General features: G+C 54.7%; 17 protein-coding genes. 6 read left to right on the top strand and 11 right to left on the bottom strand.

The window, feature by feature from the left end; all coding sequences use genetic code 11:
• Nucleotides 1-2: 2 nt before the first annotated feature.
• From prfA to DL239_RS07105, 3 genes are all read left to right on the top strand, one after another.
• Nucleotides 3-1,058, top strand: coding sequence for a peptide chain release factor 1 (gene prfA / locus DL239_RS07095; RefSeq protein WP_167683316.1), 1,056 nt, complete (start codon nt 3-5; stop codon nt 1,056-1,058).
• Entirely contained in the window at nt 1,055-1,897 is an 843-nt protein-coding gene (prmC, locus tag DL239_RS07100; RefSeq protein WP_167683317.1) for a peptide chain release factor N(5)-glutamine methyltransferase, read from the top strand. The genes prfA and prmC overlap by 4 nt, the downstream gene beginning before the upstream one ends.
• A gap of 228 nt (nt 1,898-2,125) precedes the next feature.
• A complete protein-coding gene (locus tag DL239_RS07105) occupies nt 2,126-2,803 on the top strand; it encodes a DUF4167 domain-containing protein (RefSeq protein ID WP_167683318.1) in 678 nt (225 codons plus the stop codon).
• Between the two features lie 134 nt (nt 2,804-2,937).
• Here DL239_RS07105 and rsmA read toward each other — a convergent pair whose 3' ends face one another.
• The 6 genes from rsmA to lptF all read right to left on the bottom strand — a co-directional run bounded on the left by rsmA (nt 2,938) and on the right by lptF (nt 10,471).
• Complete coding sequence (gene rsmA / locus DL239_RS07110) at nt 2,938-3,783, bottom strand: 16S rRNA (adenine(1518)-N(6)/adenine(1519)-N(6))-dimethyltransferase RsmA (RefSeq protein ID WP_167683319.1); 846 nt, start codon at nt 3,781-3,783, stop codon at nt 2,938-2,940.
• An 81-nt stretch (nt 3,784-3,864) separates the two neighbouring features.
• Nucleotides 3,865-4,836 carry a 4-hydroxythreonine-4-phosphate dehydrogenase PdxA gene (gene pdxA / locus DL239_RS07115; protein ID WP_167683320.1) on the bottom strand — a complete coding sequence of 324 codons (972 nt, stop codon included), beginning with the start codon at nt 4,834-4,836 and terminating at the stop codon, nt 3,865-3,867.
• Nucleotides 4,833-5,954 (bottom strand): peptidylprolyl isomerase, encoded by a 1,122-nt coding sequence (locus DL239_RS07120; protein ID WP_369410549.1) that lies wholly within the window; start codon nt 5,952-5,954, stop codon nt 4,833-4,835. The genes pdxA and DL239_RS07120 overlap by 4 nt, the downstream gene beginning before the upstream one ends.
• 125 nt (nt 5,955-6,079) lie before the next feature.
• A complete protein-coding gene (locus DL239_RS07125; protein ID WP_167683322.1) occupies nt 6,080-8,227 on the bottom strand; it encodes an LPS-assembly protein LptD in 2,148 nt (715 codons plus the stop codon).
• Between the two features lies 1 nt (nt 8,228).
• The gene (gene lptG, locus DL239_RS07130; protein ID WP_167683323.1) at nt 8,229-9,332 is read right to left on the bottom strand and encodes an LPS export ABC transporter permease LptG; all 1,104 of its coding nucleotides are present in this window, start codon (nt 9,330-9,332) and stop codon (nt 8,229-8,231) included.
• On the bottom strand, nt 9,329-10,471 hold the full coding sequence (lptF, locus tag DL239_RS07135) for an LPS export ABC transporter permease LptF (protein WP_167683324.1): 1,143 nt from the start codon (nt 10,469-10,471) through the stop codon (nt 9,329-9,331). The genes lptG and lptF overlap by 4 nt, the downstream gene beginning before the upstream one ends.
• A gap of 177 nt (nt 10,472-10,648) precedes the next feature.
• Here lptF and DL239_RS07140 point away from each other — a divergent pair, with 177 nt between their 5' ends.
• Together DL239_RS07140 and DL239_RS07145 are read left to right on the top strand one after the other, a co-directional pair.
• Nucleotides 10,649-12,136, top strand: coding sequence for a leucyl aminopeptidase (locus DL239_RS07140; RefSeq protein ID WP_167683325.1), 1,488 nt, complete (start codon nt 10,649-10,651; stop codon nt 12,134-12,136).
• A gap of 7 nt (nt 12,137-12,143) precedes the next feature.
• Nucleotides 12,144-12,599, top strand: coding sequence for a DNA polymerase III subunit chi (locus DL239_RS07145; RefSeq protein ID WP_167683326.1), 456 nt, complete (start codon nt 12,144-12,146; stop codon nt 12,597-12,599).
• Between the two features lie 97 nt (nt 12,600-12,696).
• Here the strand turns inward: DL239_RS07145 and DL239_RS07150 are convergent, their stop codons facing one another.
• The 4 genes from DL239_RS07150 to DL239_RS07165 are packed head-to-tail and all read right to left on the bottom strand — an operon-like array spanning nt 12,697 to nt 16,813.
• Nucleotides 12,697-13,278 (bottom strand): retropepsin-like aspartic protease family protein, encoded by a 582-nt coding sequence (locus tag DL239_RS07150; RefSeq protein ID WP_167683327.1) that lies wholly within the window; start codon nt 13,276-13,278, stop codon nt 12,697-12,699.
• A 45-nt stretch (nt 13,279-13,323) separates the two neighbouring features.
• Nucleotides 13,324-13,944 (bottom strand): MarC family protein, encoded by a 621-nt coding sequence (locus tag DL239_RS07155; protein ID WP_167683328.1) that lies wholly within the window; start codon nt 13,942-13,944, stop codon nt 13,324-13,326.
• Nucleotides 13,941-15,794, bottom strand: coding sequence for an ABC-F family ATP-binding cassette domain-containing protein (locus DL239_RS07160; protein ID WP_167683329.1), 1,854 nt, complete (start codon nt 15,792-15,794; stop codon nt 13,941-13,943). Before DL239_RS07160 ends, DL239_RS07155 begins: the two co-directional genes overlap by 4 nt.
• 41 nt (nt 15,795-15,835) lie before the next feature.
• Nucleotides 15,836-16,813, bottom strand: a complete 978-nt coding sequence (locus tag DL239_RS07165; RefSeq protein ID WP_206188380.1) for a DUF1906 domain-containing protein — start codon at nt 16,811-16,813, stop codon at nt 15,836-15,838.
• Nucleotides 16,814-17,089: 276 nt separating this feature from the next.
• On the opposite strand from DL239_RS07165, the gene ndk reads away from it, so the two are divergent.
• Nucleotides 17,090-17,512 carry a nucleoside-diphosphate kinase gene (ndk, locus tag DL239_RS07170; RefSeq protein ID WP_167683331.1) on the top strand — a complete coding sequence of 141 codons (423 nt, stop codon included), beginning with the start codon at nt 17,090-17,092 and terminating at the stop codon, nt 17,510-17,512.
• A 65-nt stretch (nt 17,513-17,577) separates the two neighbouring features.
• Here ndk and DL239_RS07175 read toward each other — a convergent pair whose 3' ends face one another.
• Nucleotides 17,578-17,910, bottom strand: a complete 333-nt coding sequence (locus tag DL239_RS07175; RefSeq protein WP_167683332.1) for a TfoX/Sxy family protein — start codon at nt 17,908-17,910, stop codon at nt 17,578-17,580.
• Nucleotides 17,911-18,021: the final 111 nt, after the last annotated feature.

The raw sequence follows: 18,021 nt of genomic DNA on the forward strand, positions 1-18,021 counted from the left end.
CTATGGTTCCCGAAGAACGCCTTGAACAGATCATCCAACGGTTTCAGTATCTTGAGGCCTTGATGTCCGATGGATCCAGTGCAGGTGATATCGCCAAACTGGCCAAGGAATACTCGGACCTGCGCCCGGTGGTTGAGCAAATCGAATCCTATCGACGGCTTTTATCTGATCTGGATGAGGCGCAAGAGATGCTGTCGGACCCGGATATGAAGGACTTGGCGGAAGAGGAAATTCCGGCCCTGAAGGCAGCGATCCCAGATGCTGAGACTGCGTTGCAGGTGGCACTGTTGCCCAAAGACGCAGCCGACACCAAACCAGCGATGCTCGAAATCCGTCCCGGAACCGGAGGCGACGAGGCGGCGCTATTTGCCGGCGATTTGTTGCGGATGTATCAACGGTACGCTGAAACGAATGGCTGGAAGTTCGACATTCTAGAAGAGCAGTTGACCGAACTTGGCGGCATCAAAGAGGTTGTCGCACATATCAAGGGTGAGAACGTGTTTGCCCGGATGAAGTTCGAATCTGGAGTGCATCGGGTTCAGCGTGTGCCGACCACAGAAAGCGGTGGGCGTATTCACACCTCGGCCGCTACCGTCGCGGTTTTGCCGGAAGCCGAAGATGTGGACATTGAGATTAACGCAAATGATCTGCGGATAGACACTATGCGCTCATCCGGGGCAGGGGGGCAGCACGTCAACACCACCGACTCGGCTGTGCGTATCACTCACTTGCCCAGCGGCGTTGTTGTTACCAGCTCGGAGAAATCCCAGCACCGAAATCGTGAAATTGCGATGCAGGTGTTGAAAACACGCCTGTATGATATGGAACGCCAGCGAGTGGACAGCGAACGCTCGGCGGATCGCGCGGCGCAAGTGGGGTCGGGGGATCGTTCCGAGCGTATTCGGACCTATAACTTTCCGCAGGGTCGGATGACTGACCACCGTATTAATCTGACATTGTATAAGTTGGATCAGGTGATGGCAGGCGATCTGGACGAGGTTATCGACGCATTGTCGGCAGACAACCAGGCACGGCTTCTGGCCGAAATGGGGCAATGAGCGGCGTGCAAACAGCGGCGCAGGCGATGGTCGCCGCGACTGCGCGGCTGCGTGCGGCAGGGGTTCCAGATCCAGCCCGTGATGCCCGTGTTTTGTTGGCACATGCTGCGAGGATTGAGGCAAGCCGTGTGACGTTGATCGCCCCCGAGGACTTGGCGTCTGACATTGCCGAACGCTATGAGCAGTTGATTGCACTGCGGGCGATTCGGGTCCCGGTTTCGCATCTGTTGGGCGAGAGAGAGTTTTATGGTCGCCGGTTTAAGGTGTCGGGCGACGTGCTGGACCCGCGTCCAGAGACGGAATGTCTGATTGAGGCGGCCCTTTCAGTGCCGTTTCATCGCGTTTTAGATCTTGGTATCGGGTCAGGGTGTATTTTGGTGACGCTGCTGGCTGAACAGCAGGATGCCACCGGTCTGGGTGTAGATCTGAGCGAGGCGGCCTGCTTGCAAGCCAGCGCTAATGCTGTTTTGCACCGGGTTGAGGCACGGGCTGATATTCGCCAGTCCGACTGGTTTAAGGCTGTGGATGGGAAATTCGATCTTATCGTGTCCAACCCACCGTATATTGCATTGACTGAAATGCCAGATCTGTCGGTTGAAGTGCGGGAGCACGAACCGGAAATGGCATTGACGGATGGCGGTGATGGTTTGGGGGCCTATCGCCAAATCGCAAGGGATGTTGGGAAATTTCTCACGCCGGGTGGTCGCGTTTTGGTTGAAATTGGACCAACCCAAGCTGCGGCGGTTGCCGCTATGTTTGAGCAGGCCGAACTGCGCATGATCCGTGTGGTTCAGGATCTGGATGGTCGTGATAGGGTTGTTTGTGCGCAAGCTGCGTGAATTGGCTGACATTTTGCACATAAATCGGCCAATTTGATGGAAAAAAGTGGAAAAACCCCATCCTGCCTCTTGTCTGGCGATGGTGGACAGGGTTACATATAGGCGTCGCAGGAGTGTTCGGCTCTATATCCAAACCGGCGACACCAAGCCCAAAATGGTCGATGGTCCCGCGCTAATATGCGCATTACGGGATCTGCGACCCAACGAATCAAGGCTGACGTTAAGCAAATGAGATCGTCTAAATCACGTTCGCGGTCGAAATCGAACCGCAATCGCCCCGCTGGTGGTGGTAATGTTGTAAACCGGGTGTTTGATAGCTCGGGCCCAGAGGGCAAGGTGCGTGGCACCCCGCAACAAATCATCGATAAATATAACCAACTGGCACGCGATGCTCAGTTGAGTGGTGACCGTGTCGCTGTTGAGAACTTTCAACAGCACGCAGAGCACTATATGCGGATGCTGGGGGAAGCTCAGCGTGAGCAGGATACTCGCCGCGAAGAGCAAGAGCGCCAGAACAGAGAGCGTCAAGCTGAACGGGACCGTGAGCGGACCGAGCGTCAGGAACGCGATGCTGCTGCGCGCCAAGAGGCTGCGGCCCGTAACGAGCAACCTGCACCTGCATCCGCTCCTAGCGTTGATCCGGCAGGGGCGCCACAGCCTGATGTTCTGGACATGAGCGGCAATGGCGCTGCATCTGGCGATTCCGGTCTGGTTGAGACGCCTGAAAGCAAGCCAAAGAAAACAAGCACACGCCGTCCGCGTACGCGCAAGCCCGCGCCGAAGCCTCAGGAAACAGCTGCAGACGAAGCTGCTGCACCCAATGCCGAGACGGTAGCAGCGCCTAAGGTTGAGAAACCGGCGGAGCCAAGCACAAAAGCAGGTGATGCGCCTGAAGCTGCTGAGTAAATTCAGTTTGATGTATGCATAGAAAAGCCCCGGTTCATACGAACCGGGGCTTTTTGAGTCTGCGGTATCAATTCGAACAAGGTGAAGAGTACAAGCGCTCAAGTAGGCTTTAAATTTCCAGTGTTGGCTTGCTGTCAGTCATCTGGGTACAAGCTGCGTGCGAGTGCACAAAAGGCCTCGAGACTGACTTGTTCGGCCCGTTCAGTTGGGGGAATACCAGCGGCCTTCAGGTGGTCTTCGATGTCGGGTGATACGCTTTTTAGTGCAGATCTAAGCATCTTACGGCGTTGATTGAACGCCGCAGCCACCACCCGGTTCAAGGTGCCTGCATCTGCCGGGAAGCGTGGTTCCGGTAGCGCGGTCAGGTGAACAACTGCGCTGGATACTTTTGGCGGCGGGGTAAATGCGCCGGGGGGAAGTGACAACACGATATGCGGCTCGGCACGCCACTGCGCCAAGAGGGCTAGTCGGCCGTATTTTTTGGTACCCGGTAGGGCGACGATACGCTCGGCAACTTCGCGTTGGAACATCAGGGTCAGGCTCTGCCAGAAAGGCGGCCACTGTTTTGGGGTCAGCCAACGCACCAGCAATTCAGTGCCAATGTTATAGGGCAGGTTGGCTGCAACACGGATCGGTGGGGTCAAGTGTTCCAGTGGGTTTACTTCGAGTGCGTCGCCTTCGATGACCTGTAGACGATTGGGATAGGCATCCGAGATTTGGGCCAGTGCGGGCAGGCAGCGCGCGTCTTTTTCAACAGCCAGCACACGGCGAGCGCCTTCGGCCAATAGGCCACGGGTCAAACCGCCGGGGCCAGGACCAATTTCCAAAACGTCGCACCCCGTCAGGTCGCCTGCCTGTCGCGCGATTTTGGCCGTCAGGTTCAGGTCCAGCAAAAAGTTCTGACCCAGAGACTTGCGGGCAGAAAGCTGGTGGTCTGCAATGACCTCACGCAGGGGAGGTAGGGTGTCGATTGCGGTCATGTTGTTTCTAACTTGGGTCTGGGTGTTGGGATTGGCATGATTTTATGCCTCCGGCGGGGATATTTAAGGCCAGATGAAGGATCAAGAGGATTTGGCCATTGTCTGTGCCATTTTGAGCGCCTCGATCAAGCTGGTGGGGTTGGCGAGGTTCTGGTCGGCGATATCGCAGGCGGTGCCGTGATCGGGTGAAGTGCGAATAAAGGGAAGGCCAAGGGTGACATTGACGCCGCGATCAAAATCAAGCGTCTTTATCGGGATCAAGGCCTGATCGTGGTACATGCAGATGGCTGCGTCATAGCGGGCGCGGGCAGCGGCATGGAACAGGGTATCGGCGGGGTGTGGGCCAGTCAGATCGTAGGCCTCTGATTGCAGGTCATGCAGCGTTGTGTTGATCCAGGTAAGCTCTTCCTGTCCCATCGCCCCACCTTCACCGGCGTGGGGGTTCAGGCCGGCAACGGCGATACGCGGGTGAGGTATTCCGAATTGCTTTTGTAAACCTTCGACCGTGATAGCGATTGTTTCACTCAGCAGCGCCGGGGTTAGCTGTTGTGGCACATCAGCAAGGGCGATGTGAATTGTCGCGGGCACGACGCGCAACTGGTCTGAGGCCAGCATCATCACCACGCGGTCGCGTCCCGCCAATGCCGCCAGGAACTCTGTATGACCTGGATAGGCAAAGTCTGCCCCGTCGATCAGTGCCTTTTTATGGATAGGCGCGGTACACACAGCCGATGCCTGTCCGGTCTGAACTAGGCTGACGGCAGTTTCGATAGACTGAATGACACCGGCAGCATGTTGAGCCAGGGGGTGACCTGCGATGGCGGGACCGTCGAATGGCAACGCCAAGACTGGTAGAGCGGATGCGCAGATGGCCTGAGCCTGTTCGGGTTTTGAAATCTCAACAAAAGTGGTGCCTTCTGGAAGGTGGCGGGGATCGCCAATCCAGAAGAATGGGCAGGTGTCGCGTAGCTCGTTCCACGCTTTGACCGCCAATTCAGGGCCCACACCGGCGGGCTCCCCACAGCTGAGCGCAATGGGGGGCTTGCGTGTCATTTAATAACGATCTCGGCGTCGGCACGTAGCTGTTCAACAAAGCTGGCAGAGAATGCTTCTAGTCGTTGTTGGGTCAGCGCATTTGCTACACCCTGACGTGCGTCGTCTTCTCCGGTGCCTAGATCAGCGCTGCGACCGCACATCATCAGCAGAACAAGTGTCTGGCCATTGTTACGGGTCAGCATCGCCGAGGTTTCGCCGGTATCTAGTTTTGCCAGCTCTAGCGCGACATCCTGTGGGATTTCTGCTGGAGCCAGACTCTGAACGTCTAGAACTGCTGGATCCTGGTCTTTGGCGATACCGTAGAGATCGTCACAGGTGTCGATTTGGGACGCAACATGGCGTGCCGTGGCTTGCGCAGCTGGGCTGTGGCCACCAGGAATGTAGTAGCTGGCGTATTCGATAGCAGCAAACCGCGGGGCAGCGCCGGCAACTTCACGTACGCCGCGCATCTGAAACAGCGCCACGGCTCCTTGTAGTGGGAGAGGTGGCGTGATTTCGCCCGGTTTCAAAGCCAAAACCAGCCCTTGAAGCTGTGGCGGCAGCTTAGTCAGGGGGAGCCAGGGAAGGTGGCCCTGGTTGGTCCGGCTGTCAGCAGCAGAATATTGTGTCGCTGCCGATGAGAAGGCTGCGTAACTATCGAGATTGCTGATTTGTTCCGCGAGTTCTTCAACTTGTCGAACGTTTTGCTGGTTGATTGGAATAATGACTTCCGACAGAAGCACTTGAACCCCACCCGTGCCAGCACGGCCCATGGCCCGATCGATTTCACCTTCGCTTGGGCGGGCGCGAGATAAGAATCGGGATCCGACGTAGTCCCGCCAGGTCAGACCTGCAATTGTGTAATCGCGCAGTGTTTCAGGCGACACTCCATTTTCACCAAGCGCCTTGAGGAATTCCTCTAACGTCAAATTTGCACGCCCGGCGAATTCTGTCATGCCTTCGGTAATAGCTTCTTCGGACAGACTAATTCCAGCTTGAGAGGTTGCTTCTTCCTTGAGGCGGTCCTTGATCAGGTCCTCAAGTGCAATTTCCGCAGGGTCGCCTGGTGAACCAAGGATCCGCATGAAATTGGTGCGTTGTTCCAGTTCAAAATTCGTGATTACTGAATTATTCACAGTAACAGCAGGGGAGAATAAACCCTGTGCCAATACCGAATGTGGAGCCGCTGCTCCGAGAAGTAGGGCTGTTGTGGTTACGCGGACTGCGCCACGGACAAAACCCGGGGCAGTGAACCAAGACTTTAGGAATTGCTGCATGATCGCCTGTAATTTTGTGTGCCGCTATCAACGGAGAAACCGTTCAATGCGATGGTAAAGCCGAAATCGGTCGAAGGCTCAACACTTGATGTGGTAGTATAGCGCCTGTTAACCGAAAGATCGACCTTGACGCATTCGTTGCTGTAGACAAATCCGATACCCGCACGCGAAGCACGCGAGTCGGAAATATCGTATCGCAGATTGGCGGTGGCAGACCAGTTCGGGTGAATTTTATAGCTGCCGTCAAACCAGAATTCAGACGTTTCTTCGGGTCGACCTTCTTCTGCATCTGTTCCAAGCCATAGATAGCTGCCTGAAACCTGAGCAAGTTGGTTGAACCAATCGCCACGAATTTCGGCTTTGGAGAAGTTCACATTGCCGTTTAGCAAACCTCGTGTTGAGATCGCGAGGCCGTCGTCCAGTTTGAGTTGCCCAGCCAGCAAAATGTCTGATGATGTCCCGCCAAGGCCGGAGGATTTTGTGAAGCCACTGTTTGCCGAACTGCGAAAGATCTGTCCGACCACTGCTGAAGCCTGCCAGCCTTTGGTGGAGTATCGAGCCCAGTTGGCGCCGTAGACAAAAGACAGTCCTTCCTCTCGGGCATCAACGGACGGAAAACGCGACAGTTCCAGTAAGTTACCCTGATCGAATTCAACAAAATTGCTTTCATCATTTGGGACGGGATCACCAGATGACTCGCTCCAGCCAAGCTGTACGATAGGTTCTAGAAACTCTGAATCCCCATTGGGGGTAATGCGAGTCATGGGAAGGCGAAAAGTTATAGCGCCTCGCGGTGTCAGGCGGGATGCGCTGGATGGATAGGCGCTGTCATCCTGAATATTAAAGGCATCAGCGGAAAAGCCTAGCTGGGTCTGCGTGACAATCCCGTTTTGTAAGCGCCACTCCCTTTGCCAGTTTGCGTCAAAAGTCATGCGGGTGATGTCGCGGCCGACAATGTCATCGCTTGAATCGCGGCTGTGTGCATGCGTCAGCAAAGTCATTTGCACCTCGCCGCCCAGCTGAGCGGGATGATACCGTCGCTGATAAAAGATATCACCGATTGCGGAGGGGAACTCCCCGCTAACATCCGAGTCTCGGAGGGATTTGTAGTAAATAGCACTGGCGCGAAACAGGCTGTCCCGGTTGACTTTGGTTAGTGTCAAACGAGAGCGTAGGCGGTCTAGATCTGGTAGCCCATAATCCGCGAGATAGGCATCGTCCGACGCGGCCTTAATATCGAATTCAAGTTTAAAGTCTTTGCGCAGATTAAAATGGCCGTCAGCAAACAGGTAACCGCGTGTATCACCCGGCTGCAAGTCATCGCGGGTCACGGCCCCTTGCAGGTCTATTCTTCCGTTTATAAAAGCCTGACGGTAGCGTGCATCCAGAGTGCGTGTTTTTGAGGACAAGTAAGGGGACAAGGTTAGGTCCCTAGAGTCTCCGAAGGTGAAGAAATAGGGGACTTTGATTCCGGTGCCCAAAGTTGACGTAGTACGAACCGATGGCACCAGAAATCCCGAGGCTCTCTCTAGTGTTGGGTCAGGCAGGCGCAAGCCCGGGAAATAGAACACTGGTACATCGAGGATGCGGAACTGAGCATTCTCAAAATAGAGTTGTCTTTCCAACTGGTCATGCGTCACCCTCTCGGCACGGATTTGCCATAGCGGAGGTGAGCCGTCGTCACAAACTTGGCAAGACGTTGCAGATGTCTTGTAAAGTTGAGTATAGCGCCCACTAACGCGGGACATCTGCACCGAAGCCAGCTGAAGCTGCTGCTGAAACACCATGCGGGCACCGTTCAGGATGCCATTACGAAGGTCTTTGTCCATTTCAGCTGCACTCGCCAGAATGGTAATCTCCCCCCCCTGATCTATCCGAATGGGCCCCTCGATTTGAAGGGTCCCATTGTCCCGGTCAAAGGTGACCTTCTGCGCCCGTAGGCGGATGTCGCCTTGAAAAGCCTCGACATTGCCCTGCGCAATCAAGGTTCTTTCTGGAGTGATATAGACCTGATCGGCAACCAACATGGCGGGTTGGGTGTCAGCCACAAAGGGTGTCGCTTGTTGGGCCTGTACAGCGGTAGCCAAGGCCATCCAGGAGATAGCGGTGGTTAGGCAAAGTGCGCGTCGCATGTCAGCCATCCTCCGCATGAAGAAGCAACCCGAGTGGTAGCAAAAAAGCGGCTACAGGAGGGGCCCAAGCCGCCAGGCTGACTGGAATCTGCCCGTTCTCACCCAGGATTTGGGCAAAGTTACGTACAAAGTAAAGACCGAACCCCAACAAAACTGCCAATAGAACAGCCAGGCCCGTTCCTCCGGAACGTACGTGTCGCATGGTAAAGGCCGCGCCAACCAAAACCATTGCCATTAGAAATAGGGGGCGCGCTAGTTCCACCTGCAGCAAAACTTCAAATCGTTTGGTCGAAAAGCCTGCCTGTCCAAGCGACCGGATTGTCTCTGGCAGGTCATAAATTGAAATACCCTCGGCTGTTCCGATACTGTCGCGGATGCGCTCCTGGGTCATTGTTGTTGGTAGCCTTAGTTCGTCATGAATGGTTGAGTTGGTTTCAGGATTCAAGTCGGGCGTTAGCGGCCAGAACTTTACGTTGCGCAGCAGCCAATAGTCCCCCACAATTTTCGCGCTTTCAGCTACAATTTGGCGCGTTGGGCCGCCGTCGGTCGCGTAAGAGAGGATCGTGACATCATATAAACTGATATTGTCAGCGTTACCTCCGTAGCCAGCAGCATGAATGACCGACTGGCCTTGAGGGCCACCTTGGCGAAGCCAGAGGCCGTCATCAGTGAGGGATAAGGTGGCCGGACCAATTGAGCGGTATGTGTCTGTCAGCTCTTGGGATCTGTTGGAAGTTGCCGCTGCAATAGGGTTCAAAGTCGAGACGGCCAGAAAGCCGATGATCGCCGCCATAGCTAACGGGGCAACTAGTGCGCGAAGCCCGGAGCGGCCAATGGCACGCGTAACCACCAGTTCGCTACTGCGAGCGAGGCCGACGAACAAAACAATAGTAGACAGGATCATGATCAGGGGAAGAAATTGATTCAACGCAGCTGGTGTATTCATGAGGGTCAGAGTGGTGAGTTGAGCAAAACTTAGATCTATTTCTCCAAAGCGCCTAACCTGATCATTCAGATCGATTAACATAACCAAAGTGAGTAGAATTAAACTTATAATACCAAACCACTGCAGAAACCGGCGGGCATAATAAAGATCTAGCTTCATTGTGCAGCCTTTCTGACCGTTGCGTGCGGACGCTTCTTGAATAGCATGATTGGTCGCGCTGCAAGTTGCAGGAAGATACCTGCTACTGCCAGCCCCAAAAATGATGGCAGGTAGACTAGGGGCCAAAGGTTGGCATTTTCTATGACCGGTTCAGCAACAACCCCACGTAGACCCTCAACAAAGATCAATAGAACAAAAGCGAGCAGGGTTTGACGCCAAAAACCAAATCGGGAAAATGTGCCAAGCATCAGTGATGAAAAACCGATTAAAACGACCGCTATACAAACAAGAGCTCGGGCAAAGCGTAGGTGCAGCTCTTCGGCCAACTGGCCACGGCTAAACGCCTCTTGACCAGCAATTTGGTCCGCTTGGGTTAGGAGCTCATAACTGGGAATTACGCGAATGCCGCGAGCTTTGTTCACAACTTTACTTGTCAGGGTGCTGATATCGTAAGAGAAGTCAGAAAATGTAGTGGAGGACAGTGTGCGGCCCTTTCGATCTGTTCGAAGGGCCATTCCGTCGATCATCACAAGGTGAGAGCGGTTCTGGTCACGAACTAGAAACGCACGCTCGCCTGTATACAGAACGCTTTCGTCTGGGGTTCTCTGATCAGAAAGGAACACGTCGTTCAACGTTCCGTCCGGATCAATTTTACGGATGAAAAAAGTTACGCCTTTGGTTGGGTGCAGAAAATTTCCTTCACTCAAAAGTTTGGCCGTAATGTTTCTAGAGGCTTCGGTTTCGCGTTTCTTTAGTTGGTCAATCGAGGCGGGCAGTAAAAAATGCGTCAGCACAGACATCATCAGTGCGGTGATAAGACCAAAGGCAAGTGCAGGTTTGGCCATTTGCCAGGGGCTGGTTCCGGTGGCACGTAGTACTGTCAGCTCACTTTCGCTATTCAGCCGGTTGGTCACCCATACTGCCGAGGTAAACGCGGCAACAGGTAAAACCATCCGGACAAGGTTGGGAAGGGCCAGCGCGGTAAATTCGAATAAAATCAAGGCAGACTGTCCGTCGCCGATCAGCCGATCGAACAGCACAACAGCCCGGTTGATCCAAAACACGGCAACCAGGATCAGCGCGAAGAAGCCGAAAAACAGTAGATATTGAGACAGCACGTATCTGTCGAATCGTGACACTCGATCCCCCCAGACCTTGCCATGTTTATTGTTTTCGTTCTTAGCGTAAATTGACGACGGGTAAAACTGCATTTTCCATATGAATGCAGATCCTTGGTTCGACTGGGCCTAGCCAATTGTTGTGCCGCAGGCTAGCTGTTGGGGCAAATCGTATTAATCTAAGCTGGAGCCCACCTCATGAGCCGCCTGACACCCATCCGTTTCGCCGAGTATGATCCCAAGTCACTATCGGAGCAGGTCGGGCGGTTGGTTATCCTGATAACACCAGAGGGGGTCATGGATCAGGCTGCACGTAGCGCAAACCGGCTGAGCAAGGGTGCAGTGGCTCGGTTGATTGACAGTGATGGGTTCAAGAAAGCGAAAACTGGTCAGGTGATTTCTTTGGGTTGGCCTGCAGGACTGCAGGTTGAGGCGCTGGATGTGCTGGTCTTGCCGCGTCGGGTCACCCCGATCGAGGCCCGCAAGGCTGGAGCGACACTGGCAAAAGTGGCTGCCGGTAAACCCATGACCGTGATGGCTGGATCGATGCCAAAGGCGGCTGATTTGGCCCTTGGTATTGCTTTGCGCGCCTACTCATTTGATCTGCATAAGACTTCCGATGACAGTAAACCCTCGGAGGAAGTGGTCATTGCGCATAAAGCGCACGAGGACATCGCCGCGAAATACGCGCCAATGCAGGCAGTCGCCGAAGGTGTCCACATGACCCGCGATCTGGTCAACGAACCGGCCAATGTCTTGACCACAACGGATTTCGCGAACCGCTTGGTTGAGATGGAAGCGATTGGTTTGAAGGTCGAGGTTCTGGATGAGCCTCAACTGGAAGAACTGGGAATGCGCTCTTTGCTTTGTGTTGGTCAGGGATCTGATAGCCCATCCAAGGTGGTGGTCATGCAGTGGAACGGTGGAGCAGAGGGAGAAGCGCCGCTCGCACTGGTCGGCAAGGGCGTGGTTTTTGATACGGGTGGTATTTCCCTGAAACCCGCCGGCGGCATGGAAGACATGACCATGGATATGGGCGGCGCTGGCGTGGTGGCCGGCACAATGCGGGCATTGGCGCTACGTGGAGCCAAGGCAAATGTGGTTGGTCTGGTTGGCCTGGTTGAAAACATGCCGTCTGGCAATGCCACGCGCCCCGGTGATGTCGTGAAGTCGATGAAGGGCGATACGATTGAGGTGATCAATACAGACGCTGAGGGGCGATTGGTTCTGTGTGACGTGATGTGGTACACGCAGGAACGGTTCAACCCAGTTGGCATGATTGATCTGGCGACGTTGACCGGAGCCATAATTGTTGGTCTGGGGCATGAAAATGCAGGCGTGTTTTCTAACGACGACGCGCTATGCAATGCATTTCTCAAAGCGGCTGCTGCTGAAGATGAAGGCGCATGGCGGATGCCGTTGGGAAAAGGCTATGATGATCTGATCAAGTCTCGTATCGCCGATATCAAAAACACCGGTGGTCGCGCGGCGGGTTCGGTGACCGCAGCTCAGTTCCTGAAACGGTTTGTAAAAGAAGAAACCCCATGGATTCACCTCGATATTGCTGGGGTTGCTTCGGTTAAATCAGATACAACCTATGCGCCTAAAGGTGCCACCGGTTGGGGGGTATCTGCATTGAACAGACTGGTGCTCAATGGGTTTGAAACACAGTCCGAGGCAGAGTGAGCCAAGAATGGGCGCGGTTTACTTTTATCACCTGACACGCAAACCGTTGGAACAGACCCTTCCCGTGTTGCTGGAAAAGGCACGCGGGGCAGGGTGGCGTATCGAAGTTCGTGGATGTGATCCCGACCGAATGGGGTGGTTGGATGAACGTCTTTGGCTGGGTGCCAAGGATAGCTTTCTGCCGCATGGTGTTCAGGGCGGACCTAACGATGCGCTGCAGCCTGTGTTGCTGACGTCCGGGGGAACGGGTAATTCGCCCGATTGCGTGATGATCATCGATGGCGCATCGGTGAGTTCGGACGAAGTTGAAGCGATGCAGCGGGTTTGTGTGTTGTTTGACGGAACCGACGCCGAAGCGGTGCAGCAAGCGCGCGTTCAGTGGAAAAACCTGACGGACGCAGGATGTTCTGCGCAGTATTGGTCAGAGGAAGCTGGAAAGTGGGAAAAGAAGGCCGAAAAATAAAGGCCGAAAAATAAAAGTAAGGGGCGCAGCCTCTTTTCTTTTCGTTCGAAGTTATTCCGTCAGAGGAACGCGCCGTTGGGCGCACCGAGTTCCAGAATTATCGGGTCAGCACCAGTGATCCGCGGCGAATTTCAATGCTGGACCAACGTTGTAAATAACTCATACCGAGCAGGGATTGGTCCAGTTCACCTTGATTAACCCAGGCGCGAAAATTGGTGTCGGTTGCGGATCCAAGTGAAACACTGTCAAGCCAGACCTGTGCAGTGCGCACCTCTCCGTTGGCGGTGTTCGCGCGGCCTAGGTACGCTAGGTCATCGGGATCTATACCGGCGCGGCGCGCATCTTTGGCGTTCAGTACAACGGCGGTAGCGCCGGTATCTACTAGAAAGGTAATTGGTACAGTATTGACGTCCAGGGTCAGGTAATAATGACCATCGGATGATCGGGGAACCTCAATCTGGCCGGTGCCACTGACCACAGATTGTCGTGGCTGAACCGTGCTTCGGATGTCATCCCATAGACCGTATCCTGCAATGACTCCCAGAAATATAAAGGCCCAGATCGCAAGTTGTTGCACGGTTTTTCCCAGGCCTTGACGGTTTTGAACAAACACCCACGACCCGACTACCGCCAATAGCAGCACGAGGTAGATTACCCGGCCATAGTCGACATCTGCCATCACACATTCTCCTAGGGGGATATTTAAGCGCTGTTTTTGTACTTGCTAGCCCGCAAATCCAAAGTCCTTTAGCCCATCGAGAATGAACTGTACCGACAAGGCAGCCAGTAGCATTCCCAGCAGGCGGGTGATGACATTAATGCCGGTCTTTCCAAGCAGCTTTTCAAACACGCCAGAGGCAAGGAACATGACAACCAACACGGCCAGCACCGCGAGCATCACGGTTATCACCATGGCAAATCCTTCGAGGCCCGGCCTTTGACCGGCCAGCAGGATCATCGTCGCGATTGACCCTGGGCCCGCAATCAGCGGCATCGCCATCGGGAAAACTGACGGGTCATCACTGTCGTCATCACTACCCTGATCTTGCCGGCGTTTTGTGCGCCGTTCAAACAGCATGTCCAGCGCCGTTAGGAACAGCAATGCGCCACCGGCCACGCGGAAGGCGGCCATTGAGATGCCGACAAATCCCAGGACTGCCTCGCCAAGGGCAGCAAAGAGGGCCAGCAAGATTGCTGCGGTGAAACAGGACCGTAACCCGACCGAGCGACGCTTGGCCGGGCTCATTCCCTGAGTTAGAGCCAGGAAAACCGGAGTCAGGCCAATCGGATCAACAATGACAAACAAAGTCACAAATGAGGTGATCAAAAAGGCCGTGTCGATCATGGGTTTTCAGCTTTTTCCAGTTTCTCTAGCGCCTTCATCCACATAGTCTCGGCGCGCCCCAAGGCTACCATAACCTCAGCATGTTTACCTTGCCAAACCTTGGCCTGGTCTTTGTTTTCCGGCTCATACATCTCTGGATCGCCCAGTTTGGCGTCCAGTTTTTCCTTCATTTCGGTCAGTTTTTCAACCCGTTGCTCGCTTTTGCGTGCTTCCGAACGCAGCGCAAGAATTGCATCGCGTGTCGGGCGCTTTGGCTTGGTTTTGGGTGCGGCTGGTTTGGCGATTGGTTTGTCTTTGGCCAGTAGAAGGTCCCGATAAGAGGCCAAGTCACCATCGTATGGGTTTACGCTTCCGTTTGAGACCAGCCACAGGTGATCGGCCACCAAGCTCAGCAAGTGCATGTCGTGGCTAACCAGGATAACCGCGCCGCTATAGGCGGTCAAAGCTTCGACGAGCGCCTCGCGGCTTTCGATGTCCAAGTGGTTGGTAGGTTCATCGAGAATCAGCATGTGCGGCGCTTCAATGGTTGCCAGCAGCAGTGAAAGACGGGCTTTCTGTCCGCCGGACAGGCGACCGACCTCTGTGTCAGCCTGATCCGCGCCTAGGCCAAATCCGGCAAGACGGGCACGCAATTTGGACTGGCCTTCACCGGGGCGCTCCCGCTGCAGGTGCATCAGTGGCGTTTCGTCGATGAACAGCTCGTCAACCTGGTGCTGGGCAAAGAAACCTATGCGCAGCTTGTTCGACTGCGTCATCTTGCCTGACATGACGTCCAAACGCGCAGACAGCATTTTGGCTAGGGTGGATTTACCCTGACCGTTTTTGCCAAGCAGGGCGATGCGGTCGTCCTGGTCAATACGCAGGTCTAATTTGCTCAGGATGACATTGCCATCATACCCAACCGAGGCCCCCTCGGTGGCGATGATAGGGGGGGACATCTCTTCGGGTTCAGGGAACGTGAAAACCGTTCGCGCCGCATCTTCGGGCGCGCGGATAGTTTCCATTTTTTCCAGCATCTTGACGCGGGATTGGGCCTGTTTAGCCTTACTGGCCTTGGCCTTGAAACGATCAACAAAGCTTTGCAAATGGGCGCGGCGCAGATCCTGTTTCTTGGCAGCAGCCGCCTGCACGGCGCGATTGGCGGCGCGCTGGCGGGCAAACTGATCGTAGTTGCCCGAATAAAAGGTCAGCCCGCGGTCTTCGAGGTGCAGGATGCCGTTGACCGAGCGGTTCAGCAGTTCGCGGTCGTGGCTGATGATGATAACGGTGTGTGGATATTTCACCAAATAGGCTTCCAGCCACAGCGCGCCTTCGAGGTCGAGGTAGTTGGTCGGTTCGTCCAACAGCAACAGATCAGGTTCCGAGAACAGCACTGCCGCGAGGGCAACACGCATCCGCCAGCCACCGGAAAAATCGGAACAGGGACGTTGTTGGGCTTCGACGTCGAATCCCAAACCCTTGAGGATTGAGGCTGCGCGCGCTTCGGCGGACCAGGCGTCGATATCTGCCAAACGGGTCTGAACTTCGGCAATCCGATGGGGGTCTGTGGCAGTCTCGGCCTCTGCCATTAGGCTGGCGCGTTCGACGTCTGCGGCCAGCACAGTGTCGATCAACGAGACGTTCGATGATGGGGCCTCTTGCGAGATGCCACCGATGCGGGCCTTGTTGGGCAGCGAAATATCGCCAGACTCCAACACCAGCTCGCCATAGATCAGGCGGAACAGAGTGGTTTTACCGGTACCATTGCGGCCAACCAGGCCAACCTTGTGCCCATTGGGAATGGTGGCGCTGGCGCCTTCGAACAGCGGACGGCCTTCGACGGCGTAATTGATATCTTGGATGCGTAACATGACGCGGGACGTAGCAGACCCAGAACGATAGCGCCAGCGGCTTAAATATCCATCAACTTACAGCTGGTTCGGCGCCATTTTGGCATTTGCTTCAGCGGCAGCAATCCACCTTGCTGGCAGTATCCGTTTGGCAGTCCGTCTTCGTTGATATCAACCTCGGCCCAGCCGTCATTCGAGCTGATTACATGAACCGTTCGGGCGATGCACAGATGCGCCACCTCAGATCCTCCGGGATAGTCATAGACAGGCAGACGATCTTGATTGACCCAGTAATGGGCCTTGGCCACCGCGTTCAGATGAGATGGATCATAAGTCCGTTCGCTACCATCGCGGGTGAAAGCGCCAATAGACCGCGTTTGGTCCGGGTTCACGATGTTTGTATCGATGTGAATTTTCTGCCCGTGCCCATCAGTAACAGCGCTCAGGTCAATATTGGTTTTGTTCTGGAACAGGTGCCAGCGGTTTGAGTTCATGTAGGCATGGGTGCCAAGCCATGCCGGGGCTTCGGGAACCCAGAACCGGCTGGCTAGCCCGGCGCTTTGAATCAATTGGCAGCGTGCGCCAGCCGCATAAATACCTATGTCATACCGGCCCCCGAATACCCGGCGAACTGCGCGAAAGTAATCGGTCACACCTTGATCAGAATTGAGCCCCGCATCGGAATCAACACCGAAGTAGATGGTGCTGCCAGTTGGCTGATTAATGATCCGGGCCCGTTCAAGGCAAAATTCGGCATCTTGTGCGCCGCGCGATCCGGTAAAGCGATTCTTGCTGCGACCTTCGAATTGATAAACGATGGCCAGAGCCAATCCATGCTCGTGGAGCAGATCACGCTCACGTCGTGTGACGTTCTTGCAATTTAGATTGGCGTTGTTCTGATCGGAGTAGTAGCGGATTACCGTGTTCACGCCAGCCTGCGCCAGCGCATCGTAAAAATCGTGATTGGGACGAGTGCAGCCATCAACAGCGTCCAGATCCGGGCGGTTTTGCTTGCGATCAAGGTACGCTGCATTACCCATGTCGATAATATGGGCATTACTGGTCTGTATGAATGCAGCCGCGACCTGGGGCAGGGCGGCCAACGCGGCACTTTGCGCCAAAAAAACGGCGGCGAGTGGGGGCTATCATGGCTAGGTCCAAGCTGGGGGCCGGAAGTTTTTGCTATTCGACATCATATCATGCCCTGAGAAAAACACTGCACTCTTTCCAAAGCCGATCTGCCGTGTTACCCGAGCGCAAATTTGGATCACTGGTGGTGGGGCGTTTTGCCCAGCCCCAATAACAGGAGAAGCCCGATGGCTCTGGAACGTACTTTTTCGATCGTTAAACCCGATGCAACACGCCGTAACCTGACTGGCAAAATCAACGCCAAGTTTGAAGACGCTGGCCTGCGCATCGTTGCGCAAAAGCGTATTCACCTGACCAAAGCGCAGGCTGGTGAGTTCTACAAAGTGCACGCTGAGCGTCCGTTCTACGACGAACTGTGTGAATTCATGGCGTCGGCTCCGATCGTTGCTCAGGTTCTGGAAGGCGAAGGCGCCATTGCAAAGAACCGTGAAGTCATGGGCGCAACAAACCCAGCAGACGCAGCACCGGGCACCGTTCGTGCCGATTTTGCTGAATCAGTTGGCGAAAACTCGGTTCACGGTTCCGACGCACCAGAAACAGCTGCAGAAGAAATCGCTTACTTCTTCTCCGGTCTTGAACTGGTTGGCTAAACCTTAGCTGGTTTGAAAATTGATTGGGCCGTCTGTATATTCAGGCGGCCTTTTCATTTCGGGTCTCAACGGCGTTTTTCGATAACGCCGATTTGGTTCAGCGTTGTTTCCAGCTCTGACAGTCCCTTGTCAAATGCGCTTGCCTTGATGGCATCAAAACGAATGCGAAGCGCCTTTTTCTCATCCCCCTTACAGTCATTCCACGGACGCCCCTGTAGACCCATAACCAACACATAGTAGCCTATGAAATGTGGCTTGGTTCCGGTTTTCAGTATGCGAGCGTAGGTTTCATCGGCGCCCAATTCACGTAGCTCTTCAGCTGTATTGATGCCTGCACGAGCACAGGCCTCTTCATATGCAGGACCGAGATTGCGGATGGATGAGATAGGTGTGTTCATGTTTTGTCACTATCCGGGACAGTGGTCGTTGTCATCCCCACAATGGCCGGGTGAGGTGGATGATCATATGAATTGACAGTGAGGCAGAGTGACATCACCGTGTGCTGAGCA

It is taken from the genome of Parasedimentitalea denitrificans (genome assembly GCF_011813015.1).
Lineage (GTDB): Bacteria > Pseudomonadota > Alphaproteobacteria > Rhodobacterales > Rhodobacteraceae > Parasedimentitalea > Parasedimentitalea denitrificans.